The sequence below is a fragment of the Kitasatospora sp. NPDC087861 genome (assembly GCF_044742585.1).
In the GTDB taxonomy this organism is placed as follows: domain Bacteria; phylum Actinomycetota; class Actinomycetes; order Streptomycetales; family Streptomycetaceae; genus Kitasatospora.
The window spans coordinates 16,415-29,788 of sequence record NZ_JBIUUS010000008.1 but is presented as its reverse complement, the minus strand read 5'-3'; the positions used below and the strand labels follow the sequence as shown (position 1 = coordinate 29,788).

Here is a 13,374-nt window from a genome sequence, read left to right as displayed (position 1 = left end):
GACGGTTGTCAGGTCAGCTCAGCGGGCGGCAGAGCAGGGCGTCGGAGACTCCGCCGTGGTTCCACTTCCAGGTGTAGGCGACGCCGGCGAGGTACTCGTTGTCGGCGCACTGGCCCTTGTAGTAGCCGGGTGCCCAGTCACTGGCGGTGGAGCCGCCGGTGGCGGGGCGGTTGTCGCCGTGGTCGAACCAGGCGTTGCGCCCGGTGGTCGACAGCGGAGCTGCGGCCGGCGCACAGAGCAGGGCGGACATCGCGTTGCTGTGGGCGCTGTAGCCGACGGCGTAGGTGTTGTCGGGGCACTGGAGCTTGTTGTAGCCCGGGGCCCAGTCACCGTGGGTGACGTAGCGTTCGTCGGTGACGGTCACCCAGTCGCCGGCTCCGGCGGCGGGCTGGCCGGCGTCGGTGCACAGGCCGCGGCTGTCGCCGCGGCCGAGGCCGACCAGGCGCTCGGTGTCGGGGCAGTTGCCCTTGCGGTTGCCGTTGGACCAGTCGCCCTGGGCGAGCATGCGGGTGGAGACGTTCTGGTCGCCGAAGTCGAGGTCGAGCATGTTCCAGTGTTGGACCGGTGCCACCGGGCCGGTGAGGCTCGGCGCGTTGATCAGCTTGTTCCAGTCGGCGGCCCGCCAGTCGCCGGAGTCGCCCAGGCCGAGCCGCTTGCCGGTGGCGTCGTAGGAGAGCAGGGCCCAGTTGTCCTGCGGGTTGCCGTTGGCGTCGCTCCAGCCGACGGCCGGCCACTGGGCGAAGTCGGTGTCGTTCTTCACCAGGATGTCGGTGAAGTTGTGGAACCAGGCCTGCTCCTTGGCGTTGGTCGAGCCGCGGCCCGCCGCGCCGAACTCGCTGATCCACACCGGCGCGGTGAAGTGCTGGCCGGACTGGGTGACGAACAGGGCCTCGTCGTTGACGACCTGGGCGAGCTGCTCGGGGGTGAAGTCCTGGTAGCGGGGGTCGCTGGTGGAACCCGGGCCGCTCTCCGCCCCGGTGTTGGCGGGCCCGGTGTAGGCGTAGAAGTGGGCCGCGTAGACGAGCTTGTCCGACCGGACCAGCGTGTTCGAGAGGGTGCGCACCGGGGTGAGCATCGGCCGTTCGTGCCAGGTGATCGCGGTCGGGATCCCGGACCAGTTGATGCCCTCCATGACGATCAGCAGGTCGGGGTCGGCAGCCAGGATCCGGTTGCCCGCCTCCTCGAAGGCGGCGTACTCGTCGTGGGAGTCACCCCAGCCCCAGTTGGGGTTGTCCCAGGTGTCACGGCGGACCTCGTTGCGCAGGTCCGCGCCCACGACACGCTTGTTCGCCTGGTACCGCTGCACCATGAACAGCCAGTCCGCCTCCCACTGCTCGGTGGACTGGCTGCTGTTCCACCGCTCGTTGCCGTCCAGGCCGCAGCAGAAGCGGTAGGTGGTGGTGTGGTTGTTGAGGATGACCGCGAAGCCGTCGGCGGTCAGCGCGGCGACCACCGCGTCGTAGACCTGCAGCGGGGTCTTGCCCTTCAGTTGCGGGTTGGCGGCCACCGCCGCGTCCGGCACGGTGCTGGTGTCGTGGATCAGCGCGTTGGCGAAGGGCAGCCGCATGCTGTTGAGGCCCAGGCCGTGGAAGTCGGCCAGGATCTGCGTCATCGGTGTCCGGTCCAGGCCCAGCGGGATGTTGTGCGACACCTGTCCCGCCTGGTTGTTGGCGGGATCGTTGACGTCCCCGCTGCCCTCCCAGGTGCCCTGGGCGCCGGCCCAGTTGCCGGCCTTCAGCTTGAAGCGGTCGCCGTTGGCGTCGACGATGTACCGGCCCCGGGTGCTCAGCGGACCGGTCCACGAAGCCGCGAGCTGCGTCCCCGTCATGGCGGACGCGGTGGTCGAGGCGGTGGTGAGGGGCGCTGCGGAGGAAGCGGATGTTCCCCCGAGGACGAGGGTCACCGCGGCGGCCGCGGCGGGCAGGATTCGGACGAAGGAGCTTCGGACGGTGGGAGGCGAACTGTCTGATCTCATGGTTTCCCCTCCAGGGGTGGGGTGGGGCCTCGGATCTTCAGGTGGTGCGGCCCGGACCGGACGGTCCGGAGTCAAGGGGGGCGGACCGGGGGCGACTCAGCCCTTGAGTCCGCTGGTGGCGATGCCTTCGACGATGTAGCGCTGGGCGACCAGGAACATGGCCACCAGCGGTGTGATGGTCACGACGGCTCCGGCGAACAGTCCGGGCAGGTTGACGGTCTGTGAGGTGAGGAAGGTCGACAGGGCGATCTGGGCCGTCCACGCGGACGGGTCCTGACCGATGACGAGCGGCCACAGGAAGGAGTTCCAGCTGTCGATGAAGGCGAGCGCGCCGAGCGAGGCCAGCATCGCTCCGGACGACGGCAACGCGATCCGGCGGTAGAGGCCGAACCAGCCGAGCCCGTCCAGGCGTCCGGCTTCCTCGATCTCGGTGGGGAACTGGAGGTAGAAGTTGCGGAAGAGCAGGACGGCGAAGGGGTTGAACAGCCCGGGTGCGATGATTCCCCACAGCGTGTTGACCCCGCCCATGGAGCCCACGAGGACGAAGGTGGGCACGAACGTCACCGAGCCGGGGATCATCAGCGTGGCCACCACCAGGGCGAGCAGGACGCCGCGTCCGGGCACCGGTATCCGCGCGAGGGCGTATCCGGCGGCCGAGGCGAGGATCGTCGACACCGGGGCGGTGATCGCGGCGATCAGCAGCGAGTTGCCGAGGGCCTGGCCCATGTGCAGGGCGGGGTCGCTGAAGAGCGAGCTGAAGTTCTCCCAGTGCATGGCCGACGGCCACCAGGTCCACTGCGGTGACGTCAGGCCCCGGGCGTCCATCAGCGCGTTGCGCAGCATCAGGTAGAAGGGGGCCAGGAACGCTGCCGTCAGCAGGCCCGCCAGCGCCCCCCGCGCGCACCGGCGAAGTACCTGCGACAGCTCTCGCGTGCTTCTCATTCCGCTCACTCCTCACCCTTGCCGAAGCCGGTGACCCGGCCCTGGAGCAGGGTCACGCCGACGATGAGGGCGGTGAGCACGAAGGCTCCGGCCGATCCGAGACCGTAGTTCTGGGCGCCCATCGCGGTGTCGTAGAGATAGACCAGCGGGGTTCGGACCGGGGCCGTCGCCGCCCCGGCAAGCCCGCTGTTGAACAGGTTGTAGAACTCGTCGAACGCCTGGAAGGCGGCGATGAACTGCAGCATCAGGACGGCCACCGAGGTGTTGCGCAGCATCGGCAGGGTGATCCTGCGCAGCAGGCGCAGGCCGGTGGCGCCGTCGAGTGCGGCGGCCTCGTGGATCTCCTTGGGGATGCCCTGGAGGCCGGCCAGGAAGAGCACCATGTAGAAGCCGACCTGGAGCCAGAGGCGGAGGGTGACGAGGACGACCCAGTACAGCGGCGGCGACGTGGTCTGCAGCCACGGGACGGCGGACATGCCGAACCATCCGCCGACGGTGTTGGCGATCCCGGCCGGCAGACCGTTGAACAGGCACATCTTCCACACCAGGGACGCCGCGACGTAGGAGACGGCGGCCGGGATCAGGAAGGCGGTGCGCAGCAGGGCCCGGCCGCGCCGGATCCGGTGCACCAGCAGCGCGAGTCCCAGCGAGGCGGCGAACGTCACCGGCACGATGAACAGCGTGAACAGCAGGATCTGGACGAGCGATGTGCGGAACACGGCGTCGGAGAGCAGCGCCCGGTAGTTGTCCAGGCCGACCCAGTGGCCCAGGGCGATGGTGCCGCGGGCCTCGCTGAGGCTGAGCAGGAAGCTCCAGCCGATCGCGACGTACTTGAAGAGGCCCACGCCGATCAGCAGGGGCCCGGCGAGGAGTGCGAACGCTCCCCAGGCACGCCAATCCGTGCGGGGCCGGCGGGTGGGGGCGCCCCGCGGCCGGGCCGTGGGGCGCCGGGCACGCTCGTCGTGCAGCGTGGTCGAGGGTACGGGCTTCATCAGGCGCGCTGCTTGTCGATCTCGCTCTGGGCCTGCCTGGCCGCGTCGGCCAGAAGCGAGGACGCATCCCCCTGCCCGCTGACGATCTTCGCCGCGGCGGCGTTGAACAGGGAGCTCACCGCGCTGTTCCAGGCGCCGGGGTTGTGCCGGCCGTACTTGGCGGCCAGTTCGACCGTCTCCTTGGCGGTGCCCTGGGCGACCTTGTCGGCGGAGGCGGCGACGGACTTGCGCGGCGGAATATGGAAGCCGTAGCTCTCCGACCAGTCCTTCTGCAGGTCGGTCTGCTGGATCCAGAGCCACTGGACGAACTTCTTGGCCGCGTCGACGTTCTTGCCCTTGGCGTTGACGCAGCTGGTCCAGCCGCCGACGCGCACGACGGGCGTGCCGCCCGGCTTGTAGGCGGGCCAGGGCAGGACGCCGAAGTCGTCGCCGAGCGCGGTCCTGATGGCGGGCATCGACCAGAGGCCGCCCCACTGCATCGGAACGACGTTCTGCACGAGGGCGGCGGGATCCCACCAGTCGGTGGTGAAGCCGAGCAGCAGGGACTGGTCGTCGTGAAGACGCTTGAGGCCGGCCACGGCCTCGGCGGCCTGCGGGGAGCCGAAGACGGCCTTGCCGTCGGCCACCAGGTCGCCGCCGTTGGACCACACCGCCATGATGGCGCTGTCGCCCAGGCCGTCGTTGCCGAGGAACAGGCCCTTGGTGTTCTTGGTGGTCAGGGCCTTGGCCGCGGCAACGAGTGCGTCGAAGGTGTCGGGCGGGGTGATGCCGGCCTTGGACAGCGCGCTCTTGCGGTAGTAGAGCATCATGACGTCGTCGATCATCTTGACGCCGTAGAGCTTGCCGTCGACGGTCGCCGTGTCGAGGTCGCCCTGGTTGAAGTCGGGCTTGGCGCTGCCGTAGAGGTCGTCCAGCCGGGCTATCTGGCCGTGCCAGGCGAGGCTGTCGTTGAAGTCGCCGATCTCGAAGACGTCCGGGGCCGCGTCGGTGAGCAGGGTCGCGTTGAGCTTGCCGGCGTAGTCGCCCGGGGTCCAGGTGACCTTGACCGCGATGTCCGGGTTGGCCTTGGTGAACTCGGCCGCGTAGCGGGTGAGGGCCTGCTGGGTGCCGGCCTCGCCGTAGGCGTGGGACCAGACGTTCAGGGTGGTCTTCGCCCCGCCGGAGGCCCCGCCGGTCGGGTTGCTGGTGCAGCCGACCGCTGCTCCGGCGACGAACAGGACGGATCCGCCGAGGAATCCTCTGCGGCTAAGCTGGGATGTCTGTGCGCTCACTTCGCATCCTTCGGGCTGAGGGTGTGGAGGTGCGGGTGGTTGTCCGGCGTGGCCGGTGTCCGACGTTCACGACTGGCAGGCGGTGACGGACATCGGTCGTGCCGGAGGCTCGGGTTGGTGATCGGCGGATCCCGGGTTGCCCGGGGGCGACGTGGTGGCGATTCGTCAGGGGCCTTCAGGGCAGGAGGGCCTGGATGCCGACGACGGCGGCTCCGCGGGCCCACTCCTCCCAGGGGAGTGGACGCAGGGTCAGCGGGCACCTCGCCGCCGCCTTGAAGCAGTGTGCGGCGTAGGCCTCCTTGATGTGCGTTCCGAAAAGGTCGTAGGTGTCGAGCCCTTCGCCGGTGACGACGACGCGCTCGGGGCCGAGCAGGTTGACCAGGGTGGCGATGCCGGTGCCGATCGCGTGGCCGGCCCGGGCGAAGGCGTCGCGGGCGGCAGGTTCTCCGCCGCGGGCGAGCTGGACGGCGCCGTCGAAGTCGAGGTCCGGGTCGTCGGTGGCGCGGCGGACGGTGGCGAGGATGGCGTCGCTGGAGGCGACGGCCTCGACGCAGCCGACCTGGCCGCAGTGGCACCGCGGCCCGACCGGGTCGATGCTGATGTGCCCCATCTCGCCGGCGACACCGTACGCGCCGGTGACCAGCTCACCGTTGACGACGATCCCCGAGCCGATCCCGGCTCCGATGGTGACCAGCGCGAAGTACTCGGTGCCGATGCCCTCCCCGTACCAGTGCTCGGCGGCGGTGAGGGCCTTGACGTCGTTCTCCACGGTGACGATCAGGCCGGTCGCCGCGGCGACGGTCTCGGCCAGCGGCACGTCGCGCCAGCCGGGGAGCACGGAGTAGCGGACGCGCCCCCTGGGGCGGTCCACGTCGCCGGAGACCGCGATGCCCAGGTGCCGGGTGCGGGCCCGGTACTCGGGTCTCGCGTCGAGGAGTTCACCGACGAGGTCGGTCAGTAGCGCGCACACGGCGGCAGGGTCGCGCTCGCCCAGCGGCCGGACGGCGGTGGTGCGCATCCGGGCCCGCAGGTCGCAGACCGTGCCGAAGAGGGTGTCGGCACTGATCTTCACACCGACGAAGAACTCCCGGTCGGGAGTGACGGCAAGCGGGTTGACGGGACGTCCGGCCCCTGGAGCGGTGCGCTCCGGGGGGAGCTCGTGCAGGTAGCCGTCGTCGATGAGTGGTCGCGCGGCCTTGGTCACAGCGGTCGAGGACAGGCCCGTCCGGCGGGCCAGCTCCACCCGGCTGAGCGGGCTCTCGGCCAGCAGCAGGGCGAGGACGGCGGTTTCGGCCGGTGCGGTGACCAGTGGCCGCGAGTGGTTTGGAAACACGGCGGCAACCTACCGGTAAATAAATAACTTCGTCCAGTATTGATTTCCCTTCCGGGCGGTCCTACGCTCTGGCCCAACTCCGGGCGCTTCCAGCGTCGTTCACCATGGCGACCGGCTGTTTCCGGTCCGCGCCTGACCCCCAGCGTCGCTCGACACCCCTCAGGACCTCCTGTGCCTACCACGCCCTCATCCGCTTCCTTCGACCCCGCCCGCGGGCTGGCGGTCCTACGGACCCCGAACAGCGTCTACGCCGTACGCATCGGCGTTGACGGCAGCCCCCGGCATCTGCACTGGGGGGCACCGCTCGACACCGACGCCCTCGGTGGACTGCCGGCGGCCGCCTCACCCGCCGCGAGCAGCTTCGAGGCAGACCCCGCGCCGGACGAGCTGGCCCCGCAGACCGGTGCGCGGTTCGGGCCCACCGGCCTCCAGGTGCGATTCGCCGACGGCACCCGCGGCGCACAGTGGTCCTTCACCGGGCACACGGTCCACGGCGGGGAGCTGCGCCTGCGCCTGGCGGACCGCCGCCACCCGCTGGCCGCCGAGCTCTGCTACCGCGTCCGCCCCGACAGCGACGTCATCGAACGATGGGTGGAACTCACCCACACCGGTGCCGACGACTCGGGCCCGATCAGCGTCGACCGGCTGGACTCGGCCTCCTGGACGGCGCCGGCACTGCCCGACTACCGGCTCAGCCACCTCGTGGGCGGCTGGAACAGCGAGTTCCAGCTGCACCGCGACCGGCTCCCGGTCGCCGAGACCGTGCTCACCAGCCGACGCGGCATCACCAGCCACCACGCCAACCCCTGGCTCGCCCTCGACGACGGCACCGCCGACGAGGAACACGGCGAGGTCTGGAGCACCGCCCTGGCCTGGAGCGGAAGCTGGCGCATCACCGTGCACCGCGACCCGGTCGGCCGGACCACCTGGACCGGCGGCTTCGGTCACGAGGGACTCACCTGGGCCCTCGGGCCCGGCGAGAGCCTGCACACCCCCGTCTTCGCCGGCCTCCACACCCGCGACGGCTTCGGCGCCGCCAGCCGCGCCTGGCACACCCACGTCCGCACCGCCGTCCTGCCCGACCCCGAGCGTGACCGACCCGTCGTCTACAACTCGTGGGAGGCCACCGGATTCGACGTCGGCCAGGCCGGCCAGCTGCGCCTGGCCCGACTGGCCGCCCGCCTGGGCGCCGAACTCTTCGTCCTCGACGACGGATGGTTCGGCGGCCGTACCAGTGACCGCGCCGGCCTCGGCGACTGGACACCCCGGCCCGAGGCGTTCCCCGACGGGCTGCGCCCACTGGCCGACGAGGTGCACCGCCTGGGCATGGCCTTCGGACTGTGGGTCGAGCCGGAAATGGTCAACCGCGACAGCGAGCTCCACCGCGCCCACCCCGACTGGGTCGTCCACTCCCCCACCCTGGACGCCACCGAGCTGCGCAACCAGCTCATGCTGAACTTCGCCCGCCCCGACGTCGAGGCCTGGGCCCACCGCACCCTGGACCGACTGGTGCGCGAGAACGACGTCGACTGGCTCAAGTGGGACGCCAACCGGGTCGTCACCGAAGCCGGGTGGGCCAGCCACCCGGACCCCGACCGGCTCTGGATCGACCACACCCGCGCCGTCCACCGGATCATGGACCGCCTCCGCACCGACCATCCGGGCCTGCGCATCGAGGCCTGCGCGGGCGGCGGCGGACGGGCCGACCTCGGCATCCTCGCCCGCACCGACCAGGTCTGGACCTCCGACAACACCGACCCCGTCGACCGGATCGGCATCCAACACGGCTTCAGCCAGCTCTTTCCCGCCCAGGCCATGGCCGCCTGGGTGACCGACAGCCCCAACGTCGCCACCGGCCGCACCACCCCGTTGCGGTTCCGCTTCCACGTCGCCATGGCCGGCGCGCTCGGCCTCGGCGCGGACCTCACCGCCTGGTCCGAGGAGGAACTCGACGAGGCCGCCGCATTCGTCGCCCGCTACAAGGAGATCCGCCCGCTGGTCCAGCACGGCCGCCAACACCGCCTGACGGGCCCCGGCGGAGTGACGGCCGTGCACTACGCGTCCCAGGACGGCGCCGAACACGCCGTCCTCGCCTGGCGCCCCACGACCCGGTTCGGCCACCAGCCCCCTGGCCTCGCCCTGCCGGCCCTGGACCCGGCGGCCCGCTACCTCGACGTCGACGAGGGCACCGCCCACAGCGGCGCCGTCCTGACCCGGCGGGGCATCGACCTCCGGCTGCCCGCCGGCGACTACGCCAGCCGCCTGATCCGGCTGCGCCGGACGATCTGACCCCCGCCCCCTTCGTTCACCCTCCGCACGAAGGACCGGAGCACATGGCCACACCCCGCGTCCTGGTCGTCGGCATCGACGCGCCCCACCACCGCCGCCTCAAATGATCCATTGGCCGGTCGGTCCGGTCCCAAGACGATCAGAGGACCCCTCGCAGCCACCGGTCGTACTCAGCGGTAAGGAGCTCTTCGTCAACGTGTGCCCGGCGCAGCGACTCAACCCACGCGGCGACCATTTCGCCGAAGACATCGACGTTCTCGGGACTCGCCCTTTCCTCCACGGCGAAGAACGCGATCAACTCGGCTGCGGCCCTGTTGCCGGCAGCGCACTGAGGACAGAGCAAGGTCTCGCGGATTCCGACCACGTCGTCACCGCTCTGGTTCTTCCAGGAGTGCTGATAGCGGACCAGCAGCAGCCCTGGAGTGCCGCACGCCGGACATGCCGGCACATCGGCGATGGCGATGCATAACTCATCGTCACTGACGAGTTCGAAAGCGACAGTCGTCGGGGCCTCCTCCGTCACGCCACACCGCTCCAGGCATCCGGTCCGAAGGTGCCCTTGATGTCGGATGCCAGCGAGGAGGCGTCGACCTGTGCCGCCAGGGCGTAGACGGTCGTCTTCTGCGGGCCGCGCACGCTGAGGTGCACGGGACTGTCGCCGGGGTGCGCGTGCAGGATGCGCTTCAGATCCGCGACGGCCTGTTCGGACACCCGGTGGAAGGGCAGAGCCAGGCGCACCGGAGGCTTGCCACCGTGCTCGGCGCTGGAGACGTCCAGCACCGACAGCTCCCTGCCGAAGATGTTCAGGGTGCCGTCACGGTCCTCGATCTTGCCCTTCACCGAAATGACGGTGTCCTCGGTCAGCACATGAGAGACGAGTTGGTAGACCGCCGGGAAGAACAGCACTTCGATGGACCCGTCACGGTCCGCGAAGTTGACGATGGCCCAGTTGTTGCCCTGCTTGGTCATCTTCCGCTGGACGCCGGTGATCAGGCCGGCCAGCTGAACGTCGCCCTTCGTACGTCCTGATGCCAGGAGTTCGGCGACCGTGGTGTCCCTGGCTCCGGAGAGGATGTGCTCGGCGCCGTCCAAGGGATGGGCCGACACGTAGAGGCCCAGCATCTCCCGTTCCACCGCGAGGAGCTGGGAGCGGGGCCACTCCTGCTCCTCCACGGAGAAGTCGAGACCGAACCCGGGCGCGGAGCCTTCGTCGTCACTGCCCCCCAATCCGGCGAACAGGTCGTCCTGTCCGTAGGAGGCGGCCTTCTTGACGGGCACGACGGCGTCGATCGCGGCCTCGTGGATCTCGACCAGACCGCGCCGGGAGTGCCCGAGGGAGTCGAAGGCACCAGCCTTGATCAACGACTCGATGGCCCGCTTGTTCAGGGCCGGCAGCTCGCACTTGTCCAGCATGTCGGCGAAGGAGATGAACTTGCCCTTGGAGCGTCGTCCGGCGACGACCGCCTCGATCACCGCGTCGCCGACGTTGCGCACGGCCCGCATGCCGAACCGCACGTCGTCGCCGACGGCGGTGAACTCGGCCGTCGACTCGTTGACGTCGGGCTGGAGGACCCGGACGCCGTTCGCGCGGGCATCGGCCAGGTAGACGGCGGCCTTGTCCTTGTCGTCCCCGACCGATGTCAGCAGCGCCGCCATGTACTCGGCCGGATAGTTGGCCTTGAGGTAGGCCGTCCAGGCGGAGACCAGACCGTAGCCTGCGGTGTGGGACTTGTTGAACGCGTAGCCGGAGAACGGCAGCATGACGTCCCAGACGGCTTTGATCGCCTCTTCCGCGTAGCCGTTCGTGCGCATGCCGCCCGAGAACTTGTCCCACTCGGCGGCCAGGACCTCGGGCTTCTTCTTGCCCATGGCCCGGCGCAGCATGTCGGCGCCGCCCAGCGTGTATCCGGCGAGCTGTCGGGCGATGGCCATGATCTGCTCTTGATAGACCAGCAGGTGGTGGGTGGATCCCAGGATCGGGTCGAGTGCTTCCTTCAGGTCCGGGTGGATCGGTGCGGGCTCCTGCTTGCCACTCTGCCGCAGCGCGTAGTTGGTGTGGGCGTTGGCGGCCATCGGCCCGGGCCGGTAGAGCGCGAGCGCTACGGCGATGTCCTCGAATCGGGTGGGCTGCATCAGCTTCAGCAGGGCGCGCATGCCGCCGCCGTCGAGCTGGAACACACCGAAGGTGTTGCCGTCCGACAGGAGCTGGTACGTCCTGGGGTCGTCCAGGGGGATGACGACCGTCTCCGGGTCGCCGTCCATCGGATCGACCGTCGCCAGTTTGATGCCGCGGTTCTCCCGGATGTTCTGGATCGCCTGATCGATGACGCCCAGGTTCCGCAGTCCCAGGAAGTCCATCTTGATCAAGCCCATGGACTCGCAGCTGGGGTAGTCGAATCCCGTGATCTTCACGCCGTCCGAGGCGCGCATGTGCAGGGGAATGCGATCTGTCAGGCGGGTCTTGGAGAGGATCACCGCAGCCGCGTGCACACCGGTGCCGCGCATCAGGCCTTCGACACCCTTGGCGGTGTCCATGACCCTCTTCACATCGGAGTCGTTCTCGTACAGCGCCCGGACCTCGCCGGCTTCGCCGTACCGGGGGTGGGAGGAGTCCCAGATGCCCGACAGGGGGATGGTCTTCCCCCCCTGGTCCGGCGGCAGTGCCTTCACGATCCGCTCACCGTGGGAGAACGGGTAGCCGAGGATGCGCGAGGAGTCCTTAATCGCGTTCTTCGCCTTGATCTTGCCGAATGTGTTGACCATGGCGGTGTACGGGTCGCCGTACTTCTCGGTGACGTAGCGGACCATCTGGTCACGCTGGCGGTCGTCGAAGTCGAGGTCGACGTCCGGCGGGTTGATGCGCTCCGGGTTGAGGAACCGTTCGAACAGCAACCCGTGCTCCAAGGGGCACAGTTCGGTGATCCGCGTGGCGTAGGCGACGATGGAGCCGGTCGCCGATCCTCGGCCCGGCCCGACCGGGATGCCGTTGTCGCGTGCGTGCCGGCAGATGTCCGCGACGACGAGGAAGTACGAGGAGAAGCCCATCGGACCGATGACGGCCATCTCGGTCTCGAACCGTTCCATGGCGTGAGCGGGGATCGGGTCGCCGTAGCGCATGGCGAGCCCCTTGAGGACCTCCTTGCGCAGAAAGGCCTCCTGCGTCATGCCCTCGGTGACGTCCGGAAAGTGCGGCATCTCGTCGACGTAGTCGAAAACGTCGTCATACGAGCCGATTCGCTCGGCGATCAGCAGGGTGTTGTCGCACGCCTCCGGCAATTCCGAGAAGAGCTCGCGCATCTCGGCCGCCGTCTTCAGGTAGTACCCGGTGCCTTGGAACTTGAATCGGTTGGGGTCGTCCTTGTTCTTGCCGACGCCGATGCACAGAAGGTTGTCGTGGGCCTCCGCATCGGTCGGACGGACGTAGTGGGCGTCATTGGTCGCGAGCAGCGGAATACTCAGTTCCTTGGCGAGCCGGAGCAGTCCGTCCCGCACTTCGCGCTCGATGGAGAGGCCGTGGTCCATCAATTCGAGGAAGTAGTTCTCCCGGCCGAAGATTTCCTGGTACGCGCCGGCGGTCGCGCGGGCTTCGTCGTACTGACCCAGGCGCAGACGGGTCTGGATGGCTCCCGACGGACAGCCGGTGGTGGCGATGATCCCCTGCGCATGGCCACTGATCAGTTCCATGTCCATGCGCGGCTTGCCGGACGGGAACTGGCCCGTGTAGGACGCCTCGGTGGAGAGATAGAAGAGGTTGCGAAGGCCTTGGACGTTCTCCGCCCACATCGTCATGTGGGTGAACCGGCCACCGCCGGAGACGTCCTTCGAACCCTCCCCGTTCTCACCCATCGCCCGCTGGCCGCCGGGCCCCCAGAACTCCTGCTTCCGGATCCCCCGCGAGGACGGAGCAACGTACGCCTCGATGCCGATGATCGGCTTGACTCCGTCGAACCCCTTGGCAACTGACTGGAATTCGTAGGCACCGAACATGTTGCCGTGGTCACTCATGGCGATGGCCGGCATCCCCTGACGGGCCACCTCCTCGAACATCGGCTTCATCTGCTGCGCACCGTCAAGCATCGAGTACTCGGTGTGATTGTGCAGATGGACGAACGAATCCGACACGACTGAGGCACCTCCGGGCGTGGCTGAAGGCCTCAGCTTAGCCCCATCGAAGCTTCTGACGGCGAGCCAGATCGGCCGGGGGCAGTGCTGATCCCGGGTCAACACCCGGCGAACGAGCGGGTGTTCCGACGAGGCGATCCAGGCGGTGCAACGGGTGGCCCGGGGCCGAAACCGGCAGGTCGGACGAGATCGGCCGAAACACATCGGCCGCATCCGCCCTCGGCTGCACGCACCGGAACGTGGCCGACGCCGACACGGTTCACTTCGACCGGTCAAGGGATCCGTACCGGACCGCCACGTCCCCGAGGCGGAAGCGGTGGGACCGCTTCCGCCTCGGGGGACGTGCGTTCCCGACCTTCCCTCCGAAGACCGTTCGGAGCGCCCGAACCGCACTTCTCCCGCTGTCCGGAAAGTCGATCAGTGCGGTTCCCAGATCAAGCCCCCATCACA

Annotated in this window: 8 protein-coding genes; 1 reads left to right on the top strand and 7 read right to left on the bottom strand. The window is 69.2% G+C overall.

Features of this window, described 5'->3' with window-relative positions:
• Nucleotides 1-13: 13 nt before the first annotated feature.
• The 5 genes from ACIOJE_RS13925 to ACIOJE_RS13905 all read right to left on the bottom strand — a co-directional run bounded on the left by ACIOJE_RS13925 (nt 14) and on the right by ACIOJE_RS13905 (nt 6,513).
• Nucleotides 14-1,975: a glycoside hydrolase family 5 protein gene (locus ACIOJE_RS13925; protein ID WP_400776100.1), complete on the bottom strand. Its 1,962-nt coding sequence runs from the start codon at nt 1,973-1,975 to the stop codon at nt 14-16.
• Between the two features lie 96 nt (nt 1,976-2,071).
• A complete protein-coding gene (locus tag ACIOJE_RS13920; RefSeq protein ID WP_400776098.1) occupies nt 2,072-2,917 on the bottom strand; it encodes a carbohydrate ABC transporter permease in 846 nt (281 codons plus the stop codon).
• 5 nt (nt 2,918-2,922) lie between these two features.
• Nucleotides 2,923-3,909 carry a carbohydrate ABC transporter permease gene (locus ACIOJE_RS13915; protein ID WP_400776096.1) on the bottom strand — a complete coding sequence of 329 codons (987 nt, stop codon included), beginning with the start codon at nt 3,907-3,909 and terminating at the stop codon, nt 2,923-2,925.
• A complete protein-coding gene (locus ACIOJE_RS13910; protein ID WP_280680395.1) occupies nt 3,909-5,180 on the bottom strand; it encodes a sugar ABC transporter substrate-binding protein in 1,272 nt (423 codons plus the stop codon). The genes ACIOJE_RS13915 and ACIOJE_RS13910 overlap by 1 nt, the downstream gene beginning before the upstream one ends.
• A gap of 175 nt (nt 5,181-5,355) precedes the next feature.
• Nucleotides 5,356-6,513, bottom strand: coding sequence for an ROK family protein (locus ACIOJE_RS13905; protein WP_400776093.1), 1,158 nt, complete (start codon nt 6,511-6,513; stop codon nt 5,356-5,358).
• A 171-nt stretch (nt 6,514-6,684) separates the two neighbouring features.
• Here ACIOJE_RS13905 and ACIOJE_RS13900 point away from each other — a divergent pair, with 171 nt between their 5' ends.
• Nucleotides 6,685-8,802 carry an alpha-galactosidase gene (locus ACIOJE_RS13900; RefSeq protein WP_400776091.1) on the top strand — a complete coding sequence of 706 codons (2,118 nt, stop codon included), beginning with the start codon at nt 6,685-6,687 and terminating at the stop codon, nt 8,800-8,802.
• A gap of 139 nt (nt 8,803-8,941) precedes the next feature.
• Here the strand turns inward: ACIOJE_RS13900 and ACIOJE_RS13895 are convergent, their stop codons facing one another.
• Both ACIOJE_RS13895 and dnaE read right to left on the bottom strand, forming a co-directional pair.
• The gene (locus ACIOJE_RS13895; RefSeq protein ID WP_400776088.1) at nt 8,942-9,325 is read right to left on the bottom strand and encodes a DUF6300 family protein; all 384 of its coding nucleotides are present in this window, start codon (nt 9,323-9,325) and stop codon (nt 8,942-8,944) included.
• Nucleotides 9,322-12,924, bottom strand: a complete 3,603-nt coding sequence (gene dnaE / locus ACIOJE_RS13890) for a DNA polymerase III subunit alpha (protein WP_400776084.1) — start codon at nt 12,922-12,924, stop codon at nt 9,322-9,324. Before dnaE ends, ACIOJE_RS13895 begins: the two co-directional genes overlap by 4 nt.
• Between the last annotated feature and the right edge of the window lie 450 nt (nt 12,925-13,374).